22 protein-coding genes, 2 tRNA genes, 1 pseudogene and 1 riboswitch are annotated in these 19,966 nt (G+C 69.4%); of the genes and pseudogenes, 14 read left to right on the top strand and 11 right to left on the bottom strand.

Going from position 1 to position 19,966, the window contains the following annotated elements; translation table 11 throughout:
• The first annotated feature begins 139 nt into the window (after positions 1 to 139).
• Both G6R20_RS14685 and G6R20_RS14680 read left to right on the top strand, forming a co-directional pair.
• Positions 140 to 418, top strand: a complete 279-nt coding sequence (locus G6R20_RS14685) for a hypothetical protein (protein ID WP_119192394.1) — start codon at positions 140 to 142, stop codon at positions 416 to 418.
• A gap of 53 nt (positions 419 to 471) precedes the next feature.
• Positions 472 to 708: a hypothetical protein gene (locus G6R20_RS14680; RefSeq protein ID WP_119192393.1), complete on the top strand. Its 237-nt coding sequence runs from the start codon at positions 472 to 474 to the stop codon at positions 706 to 708.
• Positions 709 to 1,036: 328 nt separating this feature from the next.
• Here the strand turns inward: G6R20_RS14680 and G6R20_RS14675 are convergent, their stop codons facing one another.
• Positions 1,037 to 1,336: a hypothetical protein gene (locus tag G6R20_RS14675; protein ID WP_119192392.1), complete on the bottom strand. Its 300-nt coding sequence runs from the start codon at positions 1,334 to 1,336 to the stop codon at positions 1,037 to 1,039.
• A gap of 10 nt (positions 1,337 to 1,346) precedes the next feature.
• Positions 1,347 to 1,595 (bottom strand): hypothetical protein, encoded by a 249-nt coding sequence (locus tag G6R20_RS14670; RefSeq protein WP_119192391.1) that lies wholly within the window; start codon positions 1,593 to 1,595, stop codon positions 1,347 to 1,349.
• 489 nt (positions 1,596 to 2,084) lie between these two features.
• A riboswitch (TPP riboswitch) is annotated at positions 2,085 to 2,182 on the top strand.
• A gap of 9 nt (positions 2,183 to 2,191) precedes the next feature.
• On the opposite strand from G6R20_RS14670, the gene G6R20_RS14665 reads away from it, so the two are divergent.
• The 3 genes from G6R20_RS14665 to G6R20_RS14655 are packed head-to-tail and all read left to right on the top strand — an operon-like array spanning position 2,192 to position 4,847.
• Complete coding sequence (locus G6R20_RS14665) at positions 2,192 to 3,004, top strand: ATP-binding cassette domain-containing protein (protein ID WP_240341493.1); 813 nt, start codon at positions 2,192 to 2,194, stop codon at positions 3,002 to 3,004.
• Entirely contained in the window at positions 3,001 to 3,780 is a 780-nt protein-coding gene (locus tag G6R20_RS14660; RefSeq protein WP_119192389.1) for an ABC transporter permease, read from the top strand. The genes G6R20_RS14665 and G6R20_RS14660 overlap by 4 nt, the downstream gene beginning before the upstream one ends.
• Entirely contained in the window at positions 3,777 to 4,847 is a 1,071-nt protein-coding gene (locus G6R20_RS14655) for an ABC transporter substrate-binding protein (protein ID WP_163376813.1), read from the top strand. The genes G6R20_RS14660 and G6R20_RS14655 overlap by 4 nt, the downstream gene beginning before the upstream one ends.
• Positions 4,848 to 4,966: 119 nt before the next feature.
• Here G6R20_RS14655 and G6R20_RS14650 read toward each other — a convergent pair whose 3' ends face one another.
• Positions 4,967 to 5,932, bottom strand: coding sequence for a helix-turn-helix domain-containing protein (locus tag G6R20_RS14650; protein ID WP_240341492.1), 966 nt, complete (start codon positions 5,930 to 5,932; stop codon positions 4,967 to 4,969).
• A gap of 106 nt (positions 5,933 to 6,038) precedes the next feature.
• Here G6R20_RS14650 and G6R20_RS14645 point away from each other — a divergent pair, with 106 nt between their 5' ends.
• Positions 6,039 to 6,668 carry a cysteine hydrolase family protein gene (locus tag G6R20_RS14645; RefSeq protein ID WP_119192386.1) on the top strand — a complete coding sequence of 210 codons (630 nt, stop codon included), beginning with the start codon at positions 6,039 to 6,041 and terminating at the stop codon, positions 6,666 to 6,668.
• Positions 6,669 to 6,746: 78 nt separating this feature from the next.
• Here G6R20_RS14645 and G6R20_RS14640 read toward each other — a convergent pair whose 3' ends face one another.
• The gene (locus G6R20_RS14640; protein ID WP_067719842.1) at positions 6,747 to 7,736 is read right to left on the bottom strand and encodes a TIGR03557 family F420-dependent LLM class oxidoreductase; all 990 of its coding nucleotides are present in this window, start codon (positions 7,734 to 7,736) and stop codon (positions 6,747 to 6,749) included.
• Between the two features lie 133 nt (positions 7,737 to 7,869).
• On the opposite strand from G6R20_RS14640, the gene G6R20_RS14635 reads away from it, so the two are divergent.
• A complete protein-coding gene (locus G6R20_RS14635) occupies positions 7,870 to 8,547 on the top strand; it encodes an HAD family hydrolase (protein ID WP_163376812.1) in 678 nt (225 codons plus the stop codon).
• Positions 8,548 to 8,565: 18 nt separating this feature from the next.
• On the opposite strand, the pseudogene G6R20_RS14630 reads toward G6R20_RS14635, so the two are convergent.
• A pseudogene (locus G6R20_RS14630) lies at positions 8,566 to 9,886 on the bottom strand (MFS transporter).
• Between the two features lie 204 nt (positions 9,887 to 10,090).
• Between G6R20_RS14630 and cmrA the strand changes: the two are divergent.
• From cmrA to G6R20_RS14615, 3 genes are all read left to right on the top strand, one after another.
• A complete protein-coding gene (cmrA, locus tag G6R20_RS14625) occupies positions 10,091 to 10,912 on the top strand; it encodes a mycolate reductase (protein WP_163376811.1) in 822 nt (273 codons plus the stop codon).
• A 45-nt stretch (positions 10,913 to 10,957) separates the two neighbouring features.
• Positions 10,958 to 11,626 carry an oligoribonuclease gene (gene orn, locus G6R20_RS14620; protein WP_119192383.1) on the top strand — a complete coding sequence of 223 codons (669 nt, stop codon included), beginning with the start codon at positions 10,958 to 10,960 and terminating at the stop codon, positions 11,624 to 11,626.
• A gap of 98 nt (positions 11,627 to 11,724) precedes the next feature.
• Positions 11,725 to 11,797: transfer RNA gene (locus tag G6R20_RS14615), tRNA-His, on the top strand.
• 89 nt (positions 11,798 to 11,886) lie between these two features.
• Here G6R20_RS14615 and G6R20_RS14610 read toward each other — a convergent pair.
• Entirely contained in the window at positions 11,887 to 12,873 is a 987-nt protein-coding gene (locus G6R20_RS14610; RefSeq protein WP_119192382.1) for a DUF2804 domain-containing protein, read from the bottom strand.
• Between the two features lie 126 nt (positions 12,874 to 12,999).
• Here G6R20_RS14610 and G6R20_RS14605 point away from each other — a divergent pair, with 126 nt between their 5' ends.
• Positions 13,000 to 14,241, top strand: a complete 1,242-nt coding sequence (locus tag G6R20_RS14605; protein ID WP_163376810.1) for a cation:proton antiporter — start codon at positions 13,000 to 13,002, stop codon at positions 14,239 to 14,241.
• 67 nt (positions 14,242 to 14,308) lie between these two features.
• Here G6R20_RS14605 and G6R20_RS14600 read toward each other — a convergent pair whose 3' ends face one another.
• On the bottom strand, positions 14,309 to 14,521 hold the full coding sequence (locus G6R20_RS14600; RefSeq protein WP_163376793.1) for a hypothetical protein: 213 nt from the start codon (positions 14,519 to 14,521) through the stop codon (positions 14,309 to 14,311).
• A 4-nt stretch (positions 14,522 to 14,525) separates the two neighbouring features.
• Positions 14,526 to 15,752, bottom strand: coding sequence for an Ig-like domain-containing protein (locus tag G6R20_RS14595; protein WP_240341491.1), 1,227 nt, complete (start codon positions 15,750 to 15,752; stop codon positions 14,526 to 14,528).
• A gap of 207 nt (positions 15,753 to 15,959) precedes the next feature.
• On the opposite strand from G6R20_RS14595, the gene G6R20_RS14590 reads away from it, so the two are divergent.
• A tRNA-Lys gene (locus tag G6R20_RS14590) sits at positions 15,960 to 16,032 on the top strand.
• A gap of 293 nt (positions 16,033 to 16,325) precedes the next feature.
• Here the strand turns inward: G6R20_RS14590 and G6R20_RS14585 are convergent.
• The gene (locus G6R20_RS14585; protein ID WP_067719851.1) at positions 16,326 to 16,601 is read right to left on the bottom strand and encodes a DUF3618 domain-containing protein; all 276 of its coding nucleotides are present in this window, start codon (positions 16,599 to 16,601) and stop codon (positions 16,326 to 16,328) included.
• 150 nt (positions 16,602 to 16,751) lie between these two features.
• Here G6R20_RS14585 and G6R20_RS14580 point away from each other — a divergent pair, with 150 nt between their 5' ends.
• Both G6R20_RS14580 and G6R20_RS14575 read left to right on the top strand, forming a co-directional pair.
• The gene (locus tag G6R20_RS14580; RefSeq protein ID WP_083249479.1) at positions 16,752 to 17,258 is read left to right on the top strand and encodes a peroxiredoxin; all 507 of its coding nucleotides are present in this window, start codon (positions 16,752 to 16,754) and stop codon (positions 17,256 to 17,258) included.
• 7 nt (positions 17,259 to 17,265) lie between these two features.
• Positions 17,266 to 18,048: a TetR/AcrR family transcriptional regulator gene (locus G6R20_RS14575; RefSeq protein WP_119192381.1), complete on the top strand. Its 783-nt coding sequence runs from the start codon at positions 17,266 to 17,268 to the stop codon at positions 18,046 to 18,048.
• 36 nt (positions 18,049 to 18,084) lie between these two features.
• On the opposite strand, the gene G6R20_RS14570 is transcribed toward G6R20_RS14575, so the two are convergent.
• Entirely contained in the window at positions 18,085 to 19,017 is a 933-nt protein-coding gene (locus tag G6R20_RS14570; RefSeq protein WP_119192380.1) for a type IV toxin-antitoxin system AbiEi family antitoxin domain-containing protein, read from the bottom strand.
• Positions 19,018 to 19,491: 474 nt separating this feature from the next.
• A complete protein-coding gene (locus G6R20_RS14565; RefSeq protein WP_163376808.1) occupies positions 19,492 to 19,947 on the bottom strand; it encodes a holo-ACP synthase in 456 nt (151 codons plus the stop codon).
• Positions 19,948 to 19,966: the final 19 nt, after the last annotated feature.

Below are 19,966 nucleotides of genomic sequence, written 5' to 3'. Positions count from 1 at the left end.
TTACGCAGTTCAAGCGGCATTTATGCTGTGCGGTCCGCAGGTCGTGCAACTGGCGTACAAGTTGCCTTGTGTTGGTCAATAGAAATGGCCCCGTAGCGCGGGAACGCTCGGGGCCAGCGACCAAGACGAGGTAAGCGTCATGGCCAACAGCCAGCATCCCACACCGCCACCGCTCACAGGCGACGACATCACTCACTTCCGGCGCATCATCGCCGGCGGACCGGGCAACGACCGGCAGAAGATCACCGTCGAGGTCGTCAGCCTGGTCGATAACGGCGAGGCATCCCCGCCGATCCTGTCGGTCCACGGCGAGCTCGACATGAGCACCGACCAAGCCGTCGAGATCGCCGACGCGCTCACCGCGGCCCGCGCTGCCTACGCCGTGGCGCTCAAGGCTCACTGGGAGTCCCTGCGATGAGGGCGCCCGGCCAGCGGCCCGCATGGTGCCAAGCATCCGAACCGGAAGAGCCCATGATCGAGACGGCCACCGGCGCGCAGATCGTCACTTGGGCGCGGTACTTCACCCCCAAGGGCGTCACCTGGGACGTGGGCGTCTTCGCGGAAGATCGCCTGTCCCTCGACGGCCTCGACGCCGGCCCCACCTTCATTCGGGTGTTCGATCCTGAGTGCGACCTCACGCCCGACGAGGCGGAACGGTTCGCGCTGGCGATCATCGACGCCGTGAAGACAGCCCAGCAGCGCCCCTGAGCCGTTTCCGTCCAACCGTGGCCCTACGTTGTCCACGGTTGGCGCGGTGATCGCTCAGCGTGCGATCTAGGGCGTTCTCAGGACGGTTCCGCCCCTAACCAACCGTCTCCGGTGTGCACACCCACGAACCGGCGTGGGCGCTCCCTGGATGGTGTCCGGCCGGACATGCCAGGGGGTCACGACAAAGCTCGCACCTTCACAGGGCGGGCTACTCGTCGTGGGCAGATGGTCTATGCCGACATGGTGACCGGGCAAACTCTGGGGAAGGGGATCAGCACCAGCACCCCGTAGGGGTTCGATTGGTTGCGCGGCATGTAGGCCCAACCGGTCACTTATGAGGGCCGATCTCAACCACGAAAATGTAGTCGTTGTCCCCGTACACCCAGTAGATGCGCCATGCCGAGGGGGTGTTGTTCTCGACGTAGGAGTCCCACAGGTCTGCACCACCCGGGCCAGTGAGGCCGTTCAGCTTGTGGGAGTTGAGCCCCGGGTACCCCGGGCCAGCATCCTGAAGAAGTTTCAGGGCCTTGTCGACCTTCTTCTTCTTTTTGCCGTGCTGGGGCCTCTTCAGGTCAACCAGCGTCTGCTGGGCCTCAACAGAGAACGCTAGGACGAACGGGGGCGCCACAAACCGGCTGTCAGAACTCGATGACGGAGTAGCGCCCGTCCTGGATGTCCTGGATTCCACGGTTGACCGCAGCGAGCAACTGAGGGTTCTCAAGCAGGAAGAGCTCCCGCTCACCAAGGTTCCCTGAGGGGATCAACGTGATGACTCCGTCTGCGTCCTTGTGCGCTACGTAGCGCTTTGTGTCCCCGGCCATATCGGCTAGGGCGCACGGCTCGGTGAGGTCCACGTAATCGTTACGGCTGTCAAACGTCGTTGTCATAGTCCACCTCCAGAACCTGCCCAACCGGGCTTGCCTCTTGTATACGCCACTTCCGTCGCGGATAGCACATCGTTGGTCGATGTTGTCTGGCGTTATCCGGTGTTGCTGGGCGTTCCAAGACTAACCCGAGCAACCTAGCGGGGGTACCCCTAGACCTCTTCGTGTACGCACCGGTTGTGTCGGTGCCGTCCGTCCGTGCGAACCGTCGGCCCCCGGTGCATCGGCTCGCCACACACCGAACACGCGAGCATCCGACCGCGGTCCTTGTCCCGGTACCGACACCGATCCGAACAGAACCGCTGCCGCGGCGACCGGGCCATAAACCCCGCCGAACACTCGTCACACTGGCGATCCATCGGTCATCCTCACCGGCGGTCCGCACGCCACTGACGGCGGCCCGCCCGCTCCTCGCTCCAGCCATGGACGCACATCAGATCCCGAGATGTGCCGATGGTACGTTCGGACTTCGAGCTGATTCGCAAGATCAGCTTCGATGACACGGGGTGCCCCTACCGAACGGGGCTGAGATCACACCCGCTGAACCTGAACTCGTTCACACGAGCGGAGGGATGTCAGATGCGCTGGCATGCGCTTTCGTGAGCCGCCCAGGAACCACGGCAGTGGCGTTGGATGGATTGGGACACACCTATCCGGGCGCGCTCCGCCCGGTTCTCGCAGACCTCAACCTGTCCGTTCCGGTAGGCGAGCACATCGCCGTTGTCGGACGCAGCGGATGCGGTAAGTCGACGCTGCTGTCGGTGATCGCCGGCCTCGTCGAACCGACCACCGGGACCGCCGCCGTCCTCGATGAACGCCGGCCCGCACGACGCCTGGAGTCCTGCGCGTTGATGCCCCAGGGCGACAGCCTGTTGCCCTGGCTGTCCCTGCTCGACAACGTCGCGATCAGTCTCCGCAACCAACGAGTGCGCCGGCGCGTGGCCCGATCCGAGGCCCAGCGCATGCTGGACCGCGTGGGACTGGGCGCCTGGTCCGATGCCCGTCCCTCAGCTCTCAGCGCGGGCATGCGCCAGCGCGCCGCTCTCACGCGGGCTCTGCTGGCGCGCAAACCCGTGCTGCTGGCCGACGAGCCGCTCGGCGCGCTCGACGCGATCACCCGTGCGGAGGTCCAGCAGTGGCTCCGCGACACCATCACCCACACCTCGGCCACCCTCGTCATGGTCACGCACGACGTCGATGAGGCGCTGCTCCTCGCCGAACGCGTGGTCCTGCTCGCACGACACGAGCCCGACGCCCCGGCGCGTGTGGTCTCCACCTGGCCGGGATGGTTCGGTGACGACCGCCCCCGCGAGGTCCTCCTCGGCGACGAGGACTTCGCCACAGCTCGCCGGGAAGTGCTCCAGGCCCTGGCCCGGGAATCGCACCTCACCGAGGGAGGGACCGACCGATGACCGTGCGACTCCTTCGGTCCGCCGCCCCTGCCTGCGTCACGCTCCTGCTGGTCCTCGCCGCGTGGATCACGGTCACCTCGCTCGAGCTCGTGCCCGAGTACGTCATTCCCGCACCCCGCGCCGTGCTCGACTCGCTCGTGACCACCTGGCCCGACCGGCTGGGCTCGGCCACATTGCTGACCGCCACGGAGACCGTCGTCGGGGTGGTCCTCGGAGTGGTCGTCGCGGTGACCGTGGTCGTCATCAGCGGATTCGTGCCCGCCGTCGGTCAGGCCATGACCCCCCTGCTGGTCGCCTCCCAGGCCATCCCGGTCATCGTGATAGGCCCACTGTTGACGATCTCCCTCGGCTACGGCATGGCGCCGAAGGTCATCGTGGTGGCCCTGCTGTGCTTCTTCCCGGTCGCCCTCAATCTCCTCTCCGGAATCCGCTCGGTCGACGCCCGAATGATCGACACCCTGCGGAGCCTGCACGCCACCAGGTGGTCGCTCTTCTGGCGGGTGCGTCTGCCCTTCGCCGCGCCTCGCGGCTTCGCCGGGCTGCGCGTCTCGGTCACCTTCGCGCCGGTGGCCGCCGTCTTCGCCGAGTACACCGGCTCCACCAACGGCCTGGGCTACCTCATGCTCCAGGCGATCCCCCGGCTCCAGACCGATTTCGTCTTTGCCCAGGTGGCGGTGCTGACGATCATGTCCAGCGTCCTCCTCGCCAGCGTGACCATCCTCGAACGCCTGATCTGCCCGTGGAACACACCCACCGGGGAAAGGAACCCATCATGACGGACACACGACCCAGCAGGATCCGACGCCGGACTCTCTCGCGACCCGGGGTGAGCGTGCTCGCGATCGCGGCCGCAGCCACGGTGGCTCTGACCGGGTGTCAGGCGGCCCCGGACACCGCCGCGCCCGGAGCCGCCGAGTCGGGAGCCACCGACAACGCCCCGGTCAGTGTTCTGCTCGACTGGAGCCCCAATCCCGACCATGTGGCGCTGTACACCGCGCAGCACACCGGCACCTACGCCGACGCCGGCGTGGACGTGACGTTCACGACGCCGTCCAACACGGCCGACGCCGCCCGGGAGGTGTCCCTGGGGCGGGTCGACCTGGCCATCTCCTACGAGCCCGACACGCTCATCGCCGTCGAACAGGGACTCGACGTGATCTCGGTCGCGGCACTGATCCCGACGTCCTTGACCTCCCTGATCGCCAGGACGGAGTCCGGCATCACCTCCGCAGCCGATCTGGAGGGCAAGACCGTCGGGTTGTCGGGGCTGGCGTCCCAGGAACCGACCCTCGACTTCATCGCCCGTGAGGCCGGAATCGATCCTGACTCGATATCCACCCCCAATGTGCAGCAGAGTCTCAACCAGTCGCTGCTCACCGACCAGGCGGACGCGATCTTCGGGGCGTTCCGCAACATCGAAGGCGTGGAACTCGGCGCCCGGGACGATTTCGAGATCATGCCGGTCACCGAACTCGGGGTGCCCGACTACGCGGAATTGGTGATCATCGCGAACCCGAATCGGCTCGCCGGCGACGCCGACTATGCCGAGCGCGTGGGCGACTTCCTCACCGGAACCGAGGCCGGGCAGCAGGCCGCGTTGGCGGACCGCCGGATTGCCCTCGAGTCCCTCACCCCGGTGACCGAGGGCTCCTACGAGCCCGACATGCTGGAGAAGATGATCGACGCCACGCTGGCGCTTCTACCCGAGGAGGATTTCGGGCGGCAGACAGCCCGGGACTGGGCGGCCTACGCGTCGTGGATGCATGACAACGGACTGCTGGAGACCGAGGTCGACGGCGCCGCAGCCATGACCAACGACTACCTGCCCCTGTCCGGCGGCTAGATGGTCTGGTCACGCAGATCGTGGCCATGACGTCTGCGGCCGCGTTCCGCACCGGGCAGGCGCCGTTCCTACCAGTCGGGACGCGTCCGCATGGTCCGGGGCGACGGGCCTGGTGGAACTCACTCCTGCGCCTCCCCGAACCGGGCGCGGTAGGACGACGGTGTCGTCGAGTACTTCCTGTCGAAGTTCTGCCGGAACGTCACCGCGCTGCCGAACCCACAGTCGCGGGCGATGTCCTCGATCGAGCGGGTCGTGGTCTCGAGCAGCGTCCGCGCGTGGTCGAGCCGGCGCGACAGCACCCATCGCCCGGGGCTCGCGCCGGTGGTCGCCCGGAACTTCCGGGCGAAGCTGCGTCTGCTCATGCAGGCGTGTCCGGCGAGGTCGTCCACCGAGAGCGGCCGGTCGAGATTGGCCAGCGCCCAGTCGATCGTCTCCCCGATCTCCCCGTCGTCTCCCCCGTCGGGCACCGGCAGTTCCACGTACTGCGCCTGGTCACCCTCGCGGTGCGGCGCCACCACGATCCTGCGGGCCAGCACGGCGGCCTTCGCGGCACCGAGCCGGGATCGGACGATGTGGACGCACGCGTCGAGCGAGGCGGCCGTCCCCGCGGAGGTGATCACATCCCCGTGGTCGATGTACAGGTCGGACGAGCGGACGTCGACCGCCGGGTACCGCAGGGCGAGCTCCGCCGCACCCTCCCAGTGGGTGACGACGGTACGACCGTCCAGCACTCCGCTCGCGACCACGGGATAGGCACCGAGGCACAACCCCGCCACCAGGCTGCCCCGGGAATGGGCGCCACGCACGATCGATAACAGGCACGGATCCCGGTCGGGGAGTTCCGGAGACCATGAGGGGAAAACCAGTATGTCGGCCTGCTCCGCCGTCGCGGGCCCGTCGAGGTCGCCGAGCACGATCCCCTCGGCGGTGTTGACGTCTCCGCCGTCTGTGCTCCAGGTGTCGACCTGCCACCCGTCCGCGAGTCCGAGCCGGGTCACCTCGCCGAAGACGAGGAGGGGCGCCGCGAGGTGGAACATCGTGATGCCGTCGAAGACGTGGACGGCGATACGCACAGGTTGGCCCATTTCCATCGAAAGTGTTCCTTTTTGCCACTCACGGTAGCGCAGTCGGCCCGCGAGGATCGGGGTGACGGCCGAGTTCCCGGCCGTACCGCCTATCCGGAGGATCCACATGAGTTCGCAGAATCGCGCGTTGATCGTCGTCGACGTACAGCAGGAGTACTTCGACGGTCCGCTCGAGATCCAGTACCCACCCCGTGACGAGTCGCTCGCCCAGATCGTCCGTGCGGTCGACGCGGCGAGCGAGGCCGGCATGCCCGTGGTGGTCGTCCAGCACGACCTGCCGGAGGGCGCTCCGGTGTTCGCGAACGGCAGCGCCGGGTGGTCCCTGCACGCGGACCTCGAGAGCCGCCTCCAGCCGCAGTGGAAGCGCGTGACCAAGAGTTATGCCAGCGTCTTCGACGGCACCGGGCTGGTCGACTGGCTTCGGGAGCAGGGCGTCGACCGGGTGACGCTCGTCGGCTACATGACCAACAACTGCATTCTCGGCACCGCCGTGACCGCGGAACCGCTGGGCATCGCCGTGGAGGTCCTCTCCGACGCCACCGGTGCGATCCACATCTCCAACTCCGCCGGGTCGGTCCCGGCACAGCAGGTCCACGAGACGCTGATGGCAGTGCTCAACTCGAATCTCGCCGCGGTCGCCACGACCGACGCCTGGGTCGAGTCCGTCTCGTCGGGGGCCGAGCTCACCGGCAGCGATCTGGGCAGTTCCGCCATGCAGGGCCGCGCCGAGCACTGACCGCGGGACGTCGCGAAGGGCCCGGCCGACCGAGGTACTCGCCCCGACCGGCCGGACAGCCACTGCGTGGCCCCGCGATCAGCCCGCGGCCTCCCGCAGCCGCGCCAGCAGCGGCTCGGCCGCCTCCTCGAGGAACCGGTCGAGGGTGGAGTCGCCGATCTGGATCAGCGCGATGTCGGTGTACCCGGCCTCCCAGTAGGGCCGCACCTTCTCGACGATCGCGTCGAGGTCGGGCCCGCACGCCAGCTGCTCCCCCACGTCCTCGGGGCGGATGAACTGGGTGGCGGCGGCGAACCCGGCGGTGGTGGGCAGGTCGGAGTTCATGGCCCACCCGCCGGCGAACCACCGGAACTGGTCGTGCGCGCGCTCGACGGCGGCGGACTCCGAGTCGGGGTCCCAGCTGATGGGGATCTGTGCGATCGCGCGGGCGCCGTCACCGATCCGGGTCTGGCCCTCGAGGCCGTTCCACTTCTCGATGTAGCTGCTCTCGGGCTCGGTGGCGATGAGGTGGTCGCCCAGCGGTCCGAGGTGCGCGAGGGCCTTCTCGCCGCCGGCGGCCACGCCGATCGGCACGCGCTTATCGGGTAGGTCCCACAGTCGGGCGGAGTCCACGCGGAAGTGCTCGCCCGAGTAGGTGACCAACCCGCCGTCGAACAGTTCGCGGATGATCTCCAGCGCCTCGACGGTCATCTCGTGGCGCTCGTCCACCGACGGCCAGCGCTGCCCCACGACGTGCTCGTTGAGGTTCTCCCCCGCGCCGATGCCGAGCATGAACCGGCCGTCGGACATGATCTGCATCGTCGCGGCCTTCTGCGCCACCACGGCCGGGTGGTAGCGCAGGATCGGGCAGGTCACGTAGGTGCACAGGTCGACCCGTTCGGTGACGTGCGCGACCGCTCCGAGCACGCTCCACACGTACGGCGCGTGCCCCTGCGAGCTGAGCCAGGGGAAGTAGTGGTCCGAGGCCACCTCGAAGTCGAACCCCGCCTGCTCGGCCTTGGCCGCGTAGCGCACGAGTTCCTTGGGGCCGGACTGTTCGGTCATGAGGGTGTATCCGAATCGCGTCATGCCTATCGATCGTGCGCGCGGCCGTCCCGCGATGCCACCGGTCCCCGCGTCGGATCGACGCCGCCGCACGTGCCTGGCTCCCCACACCCCCAAGCGGTTGCCGCCCGGCCCGGGGCGCGGCACCGTCGAACACATGACTACCCAGCGCGCTCTTCTCCTCGACGTCGACGGCACTCTCGTGGATTCGACCTACGTGCATGTCTGGACCTGGGTCCGCGCTCTCGCCGAGGCCGGTGCGCCGGTGCCGTTCGTGGACGTCCACCGTCGGATCGGCAAGGACGGTTCGACGATCGTGGAGGAGCTGCTCGATATCGCGGGGATCGACGACGACGAGGAGCGCGAGAGCATCGCGGGCCGGGCCAAGGACCTGCACGGTGAGTACTACGCCGAACAGGCCGAGTCGCTGCGGGTGCTCCCCGGTGCCCGCGACCTCGTACGCGGCGCCAAGGAGCAGGGGTGGATCACTGTGCTGGCCACGTCCGCGCCGCCGTCGGAGTTCGCCGAGGCCCGCGAGTTGCTCGACATCGACGACTACGTGGACGCCGTGACGACCGGTGAGGACGTCGACCGGGCCAAGCCCGATCCCACGATCGTCGAGATCGCCCTGGAGCGCTCCGGTGTCGACGCCGCGGATGCCGTCATGGTCGGCGACGCGACCTGGGACGCGATCGCGGCGACCAAGCTGGGCATACGTTCGGTCGCGGTGCGCACGGGCGGCATCGGCGACTCCGAGTTCCGCGCCGCCGGGTTCTCGGAGATCGCCGACGACGCCGCCGCGGTGCTGGACCTGCTGAATGCCGGCCGGCTCTGACCGCACTCCCCGGCCCTTTCAGCGTGCGGGCTCCGCGTCCTCCCAGGTGCTCTCCGCCTCGGCGCGGCTCGGGGTGCGCACCGGCAGCAGCAGGAGTAGCCCCACCAGCAGTACCAGCCCGATCCCCGCGATGCCCGCGCGGTCGGCCGAGAAAGCCCACGTGAACAGCCCGAACAGGGCGGGTGCGAGGAACGAGACCGCGCGCCCGGTGGTGGCGTAGAGCCCGAACATCTGGCCGTCGCCGCCGGGCGGGGCGAGCCTGGCCAGGAACGACCGGGACGCGGACTGCGCGGGCCCCACGAACAGGCACATCAGCAGCCCGAAGATCCAGAACATGCCCGTGCCGTCCACGACCAGCAGGACGGTCATGGTCGCGATCATCGCCACCAGCGACCCGATGATCACCGCCTTGGGGCCCACCGTGTCGTCGATCAGTCCCGCGACAGCCGCCCCCAGCGCCGCGACGACGTTGGCCGCGACGCCGAAGATCAGGACGTCCCCCGGGGCGAGTCCGTAGACCGTCACGGCCAGGATCGCCCCGAAGGTGAACACCCCCGCCAGCCCGTCCCGGAAGATCGCGCTCGCGAGGAGGAACCTCACCGTCCGCGGATCCCGCCGCCAGAGAGCCTTGAGGTCGCGCCAGAGGATGCGATACGACTCGAGGAAGCCGGGCTCGTCGTCGTCGCTGTCGAGGGCGTCGTCGTCGCTCCTCCCCGCCCCCGGGCGGTGCTCGGGCACCGACCGCAGCACCGGTAGCGCGAAGAGTGCGAACCACACGGCGGCGACGAGGCAGACCAGTCGCACGTTGAGTCCGCCGTCGGTGGTGACGCCGAATACGCCGCGCACAGGGCCGTCACCGTAGATGAAGCCGACGAACGCCGCGAGCAGCAGGAAGATCCCGCCGAAGTACCCCATCGCCCAGCCGAACCCGGACACGCGGCCGACGGTGGACGGGGTGGAGACCTGCCGCAGCATCGCGAAGTACGCGACCTCGGCGAATTCGAACGTGATCGACCCGACCGCCAGCAGCACCAGGCCGACGAAGAACCACGGGTACGGCGAGTCGGCGTCGACGAGGAACATCAGCGCCGTGAGCAGGACCGTCGCATACGTCCAGAGGCCCAGCGCGCGGCGACGCCGGCCCCCGCGGTCGGCGCGCTGCCCCATCACCGGCGCGGTGAGCGCGATGACCAGCCCGGCCACGGCGATGGAGATCGACAGCCACGTGGCCGCCGAGAACGGCCCGTCGAGATCCGCGCCCACCGAGTCGGTCAGGTAGACGGAGAAGACGAAGGTGACGATCACCGCGTTGAACGCCGCCGACCCCCCAGTCCCACATCCCCCACGCCAGGACCTGCCCGCGGGCGACGCCACGGCGCGATGGTGACGACGAGGTGGTCGCTGACGGGGGCGGTGTTCCGATGCTGCTCACGCCGATCAGGCTAGGACCTCCACCACGCTCCGGAGGGCGGCACGCGGGTAAGGTCAGCGCTGCCACACCCGCCGTACGCGGGCGAGCCGAGTGGAAGACCCGAGGAGCCCTATGTCCCTGCCCACGCCCACCGCGTCGAACCGAGCAGTCGTCACCGGCGCCTCCTCGGGGATCGGCATGGCCCTGGCTACCGAACTCGCCCGGCGTGGGCACTCTCTGATCGTGGTGGCCCGACGCGAGGCCGTGTTGCAGGAGCTGGCCGCCCGGCTCGAGGGCGAGTTCGGCGTGACCGTGGAGGTCCGCGCGTGCGACCTCGCCGACCCCGCCGCACGGCAGCCGCTGCTGGACGAGCTGGCCGGGCGCGAGATCTCGGTCCTGTGCAACAACGCCGGCATCGCCACCTTTGGCCCCGTCGCCTCGCTGGACCCGCAGTACGAGAAGCACCAGGTGCAGGTCAACGCCGTGGCGTGCCACGACCTGGTGCTGGCGGTGCTGCCCGGGATGGTCGAGCGGCGCTCCGGGGCGATCCTCAACGTCGGCTCGGCGGCTGGCAACATGCCGATCCCCAACAACGCCACCTACGCCGCATCCAAGGCGTTCCTCAACACCTTCTCCGAGTCGCTGCGGGGCGAGCTCAAGGGCTCCGGCGTCACCGTCACGCTGCTCGCGCCCGGCCCGGTGCGCACCGAGGAGATCGCCGAGGAGGAGAAGACCTTCGTCGACCGCCTCGTCCCCGACCGGCTCTGGGTGGACACCGAGTACACCGCCCGCGTCTCACTGGACGCGCTCGCCCGCAACAAGATGCGCATCGTCCCCGGCCCGCTGAGCCAGGCGATGTCCGTGGCCGGGAACTACACCCCGCGCGGGATCATGGCGCCGATCGTCGGAAAGTTCTACGCCAAGCTCGGCGAAGGGCAGCAGGGCGGGGCCTGATCGTCCCGCGCGGGGGCCGCGATCCTGCGGCGATATAGTCGAGTGATGCCAGAGCCGACCTCCGCCGAGACCCCTGCCCCCACGTCCTCGCCGACGCCCCACCAGGAGTCCAAGAACGACCGCATCGTCTGGATCGACTGCGAGATGACCGGCCTCGACATCAAGTCCGACGCGCTCGTGGAGATCGCCGCGCTGGTGACCGACTCCGAGCTCAACGTGCTCGGCGACGGGATCGACATCGTCATCCACGCCCCCGACGCCAAGCTCGACGCGATGGTGCCGGTCGTGCGCGACATGCACGCCTCCTCCGGCCTCACCGAGGAGATCCGCGAGTCCACGGTGACGGTCGCCGAGGCCGAGGAGCGGGTTCTCGCCTACATCCGCGAGTGGGTCCCGGTGGCGGGGTCCGCTCCCCTGGCGGGCAACTCGATCGGCACCGACCGCGGGTTCCTCGCCCGGGACATGCCCGAGCTCAACTCGTACCTGCACTACCGGATGATCGACGTCAGCTCCATCAAGGAACTGTGCCGCCGCTGGTACCCGCGCATCTACTTCGGCCAGCCGGAGAAGGGCATGTCGCACCGGGCCCTGGCGGACATCAAGGAATCCATCCGCGAGCTCGCGTACTACCGGGCCACCGCGTTCGTGCCCCAGCCCGGCCCGACCAGCGACGAGGTGAAGCAGGCCGCCGCCGATATGCCCCCGGTGGACTGACCCCCGCCCGGGTCGCGGCTACTGACCCCACCTGCGGATTTCTCGGCGACGGGGCCCACGGGGTAAAGTCGTCAGCGCTGTCCGCAAGGACGGCGGTGGTGGCTGTAGTTCAGCTGGTAGAGCACCAGATTGTGATTCTGGATGTCGCGGGTTCGAGCCCCGTCAGCCACCCCGAGCGCAGGGCCCGGACCTCACGGTCCGGGCCCTGCCCCTTTCTCCCGATTCGCCTCCAGTTCTCGCGGGCATCGCCGCTCCGGCGGCTACCAGCGGTTGCGGGACTGCTCCGCCCAGCCGACCAGCCCGTCGAGCGAGACCTCCGACCCGTCGTCCAGCACCCCGGTGCCGTGCCAGACGCCGAACGCCTGGTGCGTCTTCACCGCCAGCACACCGAGCTCGGTGACGTCGCGGCGCAGATGGAACGGCGTGAGCGTGGCGTCGAGGCGCTCACCCCGCACCCGCCACGGTCCCCCCGGCTCGGTCAGGTGGTAGGTCCACCGCAGGTCCTCTCCGAGTTTGTGCAACCGGCCGTCGATCAGGATCCCGTTCTCGGTCGAACCGGTGCCGTCGGTCCACTTCCCGCCGACCTGAATCGCGCGCGTCGAGCCTTCCACGACCCCGCTGCCGGCCCCCCAGTTCCAGGTGGTCGCGTAGCGCCAGCGGCCCCGCCCACGGTCCAGGACCGCCCACCCCGTGCCGAGGTCGTGCGTCGTGCCGTCCAGGGTCACCGTGCCGGTGACGGGATTGGCGAGATCCTTGAGCGTGTACTGGAACCGGCGCTCACTCCACGGCACCACCACCGCGAGGCCGTCATGTCCCGGCCGGGAAACCTCCAGGCTCACCTGCAGTTCCCGCGCCTGCACACGGATGGAGGTGCGGCCCTCGTCGTCGTCGATCCCGATCCCCACGCGCCCGGCACCCACGCCGGCCGACGCGTGGAGGGTCCCGTCACCGGGGTCGTCGCCGAAGCGGGGCCGGTGCAGGGGTCGGATGCCACTGCGGGTCGCCTCCTGGCCCGTCCGGCGGTCCAGGACGTAGACCGCGCAGTTGGCCAGGTAGTCCAGGCCCGCCACCGTCAGTCCCACCACGAAACGGTCGGTGACGATCCCCCAGTACTCCCAGCGCTTGGTGCGGCCCCAGCCGGCGATCCGCGTGCGGTGCACGGGCGACCGGGACCAGCCCACCGCCTCCGGGTTGAGCCGGCGGCCGCGGGCCAGGTCGACGGGCCGGGTGATCTCGCGCTCGGTCATGGGATCACTCTTGCAGGTGCCCGCGCCGCGGCGGGCGGAGGGCGGCGACGGGCGGAGGGCACGGATGCGGAAACGCCCGGGCTCTCCTATGGTGCGGGGTGATCCGACTGACCCGGGGAGGAACCGTTGTCCACGCTCGATGTGTTGCTGGCGATCGTCGGGGCGCTCGGGGTGGTGATCGTGGCCTTCTCCGCGCGACTACGCCAGTGGCCCGTGACGGAGCCACTGCTCGCGCTCGTCGCCGGGATCGTCCTGGGGCCGGCAGTCCTCGGGGTGTTCGACGTGCCCGACATCGTGGCCGAGCACTCGACCCTCCACCACGGCGCGGAGATCCTCCTGGCCATCTCGGTGATGGGCGTGGCCCTGCGGTACCCCTTCTCAGCGATCAGGACGCACTGGCGTCGACTCGCGTTGCTGCTGGTGCTCGTCCTGCCCGGGATGGCGCTCGTCTCCACCGGGCTGGCGATGTGGGTGCTCGGCATCCCCTTCGCACTCGCCCTGCTGTTCGGAACCGCCATCTGCCCCACCGACCCCGTCCTCGCGTCGAGCGTCGTCACCGGAGAGGAGGCCGAGGAGGACCTGCCGGAGCACGACCGCCAGCTTCTGTCGCTCGAATCGGGCGCGAACGACGGGCTCGCCCTCCCACTCGTCCTGGTCGCCCTGGCGGTCGCCACCCCGCTCACCGCCGGGCAGGCGGCCGGTGAGGCCGCCTGGCAGATCGCGGGCGCCCTCGTCGTGGGGATCATCGCGGGCGTGGCGGCCGCCAAGGCGCTGCACTTCTCGGAACGACACCACGTCACCGAGACCGGGCCGATTCTGCTGTACACACTCCTCCTGGCGCTGCTCGTCCTGGGAGTGGCGGGCATCATCGGGGTCAACGGCATCTTCGGCGCGTTCGTCGCCGGACTCGCGTTCAACGTCACCAGCTCCGGCGGCGAACGCCGGACCGAGGTGGAGATCGACGAGGCCGTCAACCAGTTCGCCGTGATCCCCTTCTTCGTCGCTCTCGGCGCGATGATCCCGTGGACCGAGTGGGGCCGCCTCGGATGGGGGGCGGTGTGGCTCACGGCCGCGGTGCTGCTGCTACGCAGGCCGCCGCTGATCCTCGCCGTGATGAAGCCGCTGGGGCTGAAACCTCGGGGCGCCGCCTACCTCGGCTGGTTCGGGCCCGTCGGCGTCGCGGCGGTCTTCTACCTGACGGAGGAGGCCTCCCGCGCGGGTGCGGACCCGGTACTGCTCGGCGCGGGCACGTTGATCGTCGTGGCCAGTACCGTCGCGCACGGCCTCACCGCCGCACCCGGACGCGCGCTGTTCCGGGCGGCCGCAGAGCGCGATCCGCGGTCGCCCACCTCGTCGTCGTCGTCCTGAAGTCGTCCTGAACCCCGCCACGGGGTTCTCACCACTGCACTCGGGGCCCGCCGGTCGCCCGGGGGTTCTACTCGAGGTCCCGGCCGTCGCCGGTCCCCGCGTCGAGCTCGTCACCACCGCGGCCGCGCGACTCGCGATGAGCGGCCTCCACCGCCCAGATCATGACACCGACCGACGGGCCCAGGGCCACGCCCAGCCCGATGTTGTCCAGCGCGGCACCGAACGCCACGCCGATCCCCATCCCGATGCCGATCCACAGGCCCAGCCGGGAGGAATCCATCGGCTCAGGCCGCGCCCTGATCGGCGTTGCCGGCCTTCCAGGTCTCCCACGGGACGTTCCAGTCGCCCAGGCCGTCCCATCCCGGCAGCGTGTCGCCCACCGTGCCGGTGACCTCGAAGACGTCGCCGCGCTTGGCGTTGTCGTAGAACCACTTCGCGTCCGCCGTGGTGACGTTGAGGCAGCCGTGGCTCGTGTTCTGGCTTCCCTGCGCCCAGACCGACCACGGCGCGGCGTGGACGAAGATGCCGCTGTAGGACATCCGGGTCGCGTACTGCACCGGGGTGCGATACCCCTCGGCCGAGTCCACGGCCACGCCGTACGTCGACGAGTCCATGATCATCGAGGCGTGCTTCTCACCGATCACGTAGACCCCGTTGGGGGTCGGGGTGGCGGCCTTGCCCATCGAGGTGGGCATGGTCTTGACGACCTCGCCGTTGCGCTCGATGACGATCTGCTTGGTGGAGTCGTCCACCCGGGAGATCACGGCGTCGCCGATCTCGAAGCTGCTCTGGGCGTCCTGCTGGCCGTACATCCCGCCGCCGAGGTCCTGGCCGTAGATGTCGACGTGGACGTCGATCTTGGTGCCGGGCGCCCAGTACTCGGCCGGACGCCAGCGGACCTCCTGGTCGGAGACCCAGTAGAACGCGCCCTCGACCGCGGGCTCGGTCGTGATGTGGATGTTGTCCTGAGCCGCCCGACGGTCCGCGATCGGCTCGTCGAACATCACCGCGACCGGCTGTCCGATGCCCACCACGGATCCCTCACCCGTGGTCAGGTAGGCCGCCGTCATGATGGTGGGCGTCAGCGTGGTGAAGCTGGCGTTCCTCCGGGTGACCAGGCCAGCCTCGTCCGTGGCGGTCGACTCCAGCGTGTACTGGCGGCCGTAGCCGAGCTCCTCGGTGGTGCGCCACTCGGTGAACTCGGGGTTGAACTCGCCCTCGACCTGGAGGCCCTCGGGATTGCGCATCACCACCGAATCGAACCGGCCGTCCGTCGCGGTGAGCACGATGGGCTCGACCGGGTTGGCGTCGGTGGAACCCTCCGCCACCGACAGGTCGATCACGGCGGAGGGCTCCGCCGGTGCCTCGGCAACCTGGGTGTCCTGCGCACCGCCGTCGCCGATGGTGCAGCCGGTGAGCAGGAGCGTCCCCGTGAACGCCACGGCCAGTCCGAGGCGGGCCTTCGACCAGATTCCGGTCGCTCGCCGCCCCGTCCGATCCGTTGTGCTCACGTTCACTGATGCCCCTTCCGACGTGCGCTTCCCCCCGGACGCAGCCGCGGCCGAGAAGATGTCCCCTCCAGTATGCCTGGTCACATGGCCGCACTCCATATCGAAACTCCTGGGGCCGCAGGGACCTCAACCCCGTCTCACCCCTTCTGACCAGGCGATTTCGTGAACCAGCCCGGCTGCTGTTACTGTTTCTGTCGCACCAAGCAAGCGCCATTAGCTCAATTGGCAGAGCAGCTGACTCTTAATCAGCGGGTTCGGGGTTCGAGTCCCTGATGGCGCACAAGAGAGAAAGCCCCGGGTCCACGACCCGGGGCTTTTTCGTGTGCCGGGCCGCCTGAGGCGCGCCGGATCGCCTCGTCAGAGCGGGGCTCGACTGGTGCCCGGTCGGACGGGGCGATGCGGGTGGCCGAACGGACGGGGCGACCCGGGAAGCCGAACAGAAACGACGAGAGCGTCCCGCACACGCCCCCGGTGACAGGGGTGGGCGGAACGCTCTCGGGAGTCGGGCGGGGATGACCCTGCCGGGCAGGATCCCCGGGCGGGGCTCCGGACGCCCGCGTGAGGCCGGTCGCCTCAGAGGGCCCGACGGGCCGCCAGGTAGGCCTCGATGCGCTGGCGCTCCTTGCGCTTGTTGACCATTGACACGGTGATCCCGCCGACGACCAGCGTCGCGATGCCCCCGAGCACCGCCAGGACGCGCGGGTCCTTGAGTGCCGCGGTGGCGCGCTCCTTGCCCTCGGACGCGAGGTTCTTCGGATTCACCCGGTCGATGATCTCGTCCAAGGTCGTCGCGAGATCGTCACGCGCCTTGGCGATGTCGCCTTCGATGCTGTCGTAACTCCTGGACACGAGACCTCCGTCGATCGCTCGTCCGCGGGCGCCCCGCGGGTTCTTGACCCCGCCCACGCTACTGCACCCGGCGTGGATCCGCGCCCGTGCGCCGAAGCATCGGATAGGTTGGGATGGTCCGCCGCCCCGACCCGACCCCCAGGAGCACCGGTGACCGCACCACGGCTCGAGGTGGGCCAGACGGCCCCCGCCTTCACCCTCCCCGACGCCGACGGCACACCCACGTCGCTCCGGGAGCTCCTCGACGAGCACGGGAAGGTCCTCGTGTACGCCTACCCGGCCGCGATGACACCGGGCTGCACCACTGAGACCGTGGACTTCGAGAACGCGCTGCAACAGTTGAACGACGCCGGCCTCGGCGTGGTCGGCGTCTCCCCCGACGCCCCCGAGAAGCTGGCCCGTTTCCGCGACAAGTACGGCATCACGTTCCCCCTCCTGTCGGATCCCGACAAGACGATGCTCACCGAGTGGGGAGCCTTCGGCGAGAAGAAGAACTACGGCAAGACGGTGATGGGCGTGATCCGCTCAACCTTTGTCGTCGACTCCGACGGCACCGTGTCGATGGCCCGGTACAACGTCCGTGCCAAGGGTCACGTCGCGATGGTCGCCAAGCTGCTCGAGATCGAGTTGCCCGAATCCGATCCCGCGGAGGGCTGACCCACCCATGACCACCGACCCGTCCGAACGCGCGCAGGAGCCGCCGCAGGATCCCACCGACGAGGCCGTCCAGGACGAACCGAACATCCTCGTCCCCCGCCGTCGGCCCATCCAGGAGCGCAGCCGCAAGAAGTTCCAGGCGCTACTGTCCTCGGCCCGGGAAGTGCTGGTCGAGGTGGGGTTCGACTCGTTCACGTGCGAGGAGGTCGCCTCACGTGCAGGCGTTCCGATCGGCACGCTCTACCAGTTCTTCGCCAACAAGTACGTGCTGGTGTGCGAGCTCGACCGCCAGGACGCCCACGGGGTGATCGAGGAGGTCGAGCGATTCGCCCAGAAGATCCCGGCGCTGGACTGGCCCGAACTGCTCAACGACTTCCTCGACCACCTGGCAGACCTGTGGCTGCGCGACCCCTCCCGTCGGGCGGTCTGGCTCGCGACGCAGGCCACTCCCGCCACCCGCGCGACGGCGGCGGTGAACGAGCGCGAGATCGCCCGGATGATCGCCAGCGTGCTGGCCCCGCTCATGCCCGCCACCGAGCGTGAGCGCCGCGCGTTCATGGCCGAGGTGCTGGTCCACGTGGCGTACTCGATGCTCAACTTCTCGGTCAGCGCGGGCCACGTGGCCCCGGGCCACGCCAGCGCGGACCCCGGGGACGACGGCGGGGTCTCCGGCGGCGCGAGCACCGGTTCGGCCGGTGGCGAGGACATCCACGACGCCACCGTCACCGAGCTCAAGCGGATGATGACCGCCTACCTGTGGCTGGCCGAGAAGGAAGCCCAGTCCGACTGACCCGAAACCCGCCCCCGGGTGTGGACGGCGACCAGTTCAGGCGGCTTCTGCCGCGAGCAGGACGGCCCGGATCCTCTGAACAAGTAGCCAAGGTCGCTCGAAGTCGGCCCATCGCCAGTGGATCACCCGGTACCCGAGGGCAGTCAGGATCGCATCGCGGTCCTTCTCCACGCCGAGCCTGCGGCGGGTTTCCATCTCGTCGGCGCCGTCGAAGTACTTCCCGAACCCGTCACATTCTCCTATGACCCCGAGCTCCCGCCACAGGAAGTCCACCCGGCCGATGAAGCGGCCGTTGTCGTCGAAGATCTCGACCTGTGTCTCGGGTTCCGGCAGCCCGTACTCACCGAAGTAGAGGCGACTCCGCGTCTCCGCGATGCTCTCGCTTCTCCGATCAGTCATCCCGATCACAGTACGAGCCCTCCTCACACCGGCCCGTCCCGAGGCGCGGTCCAGCGCCTCCTGCAAAGAGACCTCTGTGACGAGTTCCCGCTGCAGTCCGGCGTCAGCCACCGCGACGCCGGGAACCGGATCACAGCCCCGGGCGATGTCGATGATCGTCCGGTCAGCAGACGTGACGGACATGCCTTCAACATTGACGATTTCGTCCGGGGCGATCGGGCACAGGTCATGCCTCAGGAGTCTGGTGGTCCTGGACCGCTGCGCATGTCCGTGCCGGGAGACCGCGACTCTGCGAAGTGGGAGCCCCCAATCCGGAAGCGAGTGGATCATGGCGGCCGACCAGTGAGTGAATACGGGGCCGTGCAGTGCAGCGTCCGTGGCGAGAACCGACAGCAGATGACGTGCTCCCCTCTCGAGTTCGCGGGCGCTGCCCTCCACGTAGAAACCCGGCCGCAGTCGCACGAGCTCTCCTGTCGTCACCGCCCGGGCGAGCGATTGCGTGCTGTGCCCGGCGGCGATCAACCCTTCGGCGGTCAGGATTCGGGAACGTAGTTCATCGATGCTGGTCATGCGGCGATACTCTCGCGCAACATCGCCGGGTCCGCCGGATCGCGTAGGCGGAGCCGGCCCGCTGTGGACGCGCCGGGACCTGTGGACAACATCGCGCCTCCCACCGACCTCGGCTCGAGCCGGCGAGGTCGACGAGCGAAGCGAGATGTGCCCGGCTGCGGCCCCGAGCCACGGTGAGAACCTCTCGCACCCGGCAGGTCGGACGTGCAGAGGAATCCGGTCCGTCCCGACCACCGGACCGAGGCACTCCTCAGAGTTCGATCCGCCCTCGGGGCCCCGCGTGCGTAGGAAATGCCGAGGGGCGGATCGGGTCGCGGGCCCCGCTGAGCGGCGCTTCCCGCGGGCGAATGAAATTCCGAGGGGCGGATCGGGCCTCAGGGCCGCACGACGGCGAGCCGCAGGACGGACGGTGGCTGGGCGCAGGCGGTGGCCGGGCGCAGGCGGTGGCCCGGCTCGCACTGCGGCTGGAGGCCGCTACTGCACGCCCGGGCCCTCGAGCACCACGAACGCGATCGCCGATCCACCGTCGTGGCTGAGTGAGACGTTCCAACGAGCGCCCTCGCCGATGGTCGCGGCCACCTGACGGTCCACCTCGCCCCCGAGCCGCACCGAGGGCCGACCCCAGTTGTCGCACACGGTCTCGATCTCGGACCACCGCAGCAGGTCCGGCGCAATGGGCGGGGGCGCGCCATACAGCGCCGCCGACCACGCCTTGACCACGGCCTCCTTCGCCGCCCAGCGGGCAGCGAGGTGACGCGCCAGCGGGTCCTCCCCCGATCTCGCCCCGCGGGATTCGGCGCGCTCGCGACACTGCCTGCGTTCGGTGGCCGAGAACGCCCTGGTGAGCCGCGTGCCGGGTTCGGCCAGAGAAGCGGCGAAGGCGCCGAGGTCGACGATGTCGACCCCGACGCCTCTCACCCCGGTCGTCACTGCCCGGCCGTCACTGCCC

Source organism: Dietzia sp. Alg238-R159 (assembly GCF_900537145.1).
In the GTDB taxonomy this organism is placed as follows: Bacteria; Actinomycetota; Actinomycetes; order Mycobacteriales; family Mycobacteriaceae; genus Dietzia; species Dietzia kunjamensis.
Note: the sequence above shows the minus strand (reverse complement) of the source record. Positions and strands in the feature narration are given on the sequence as shown.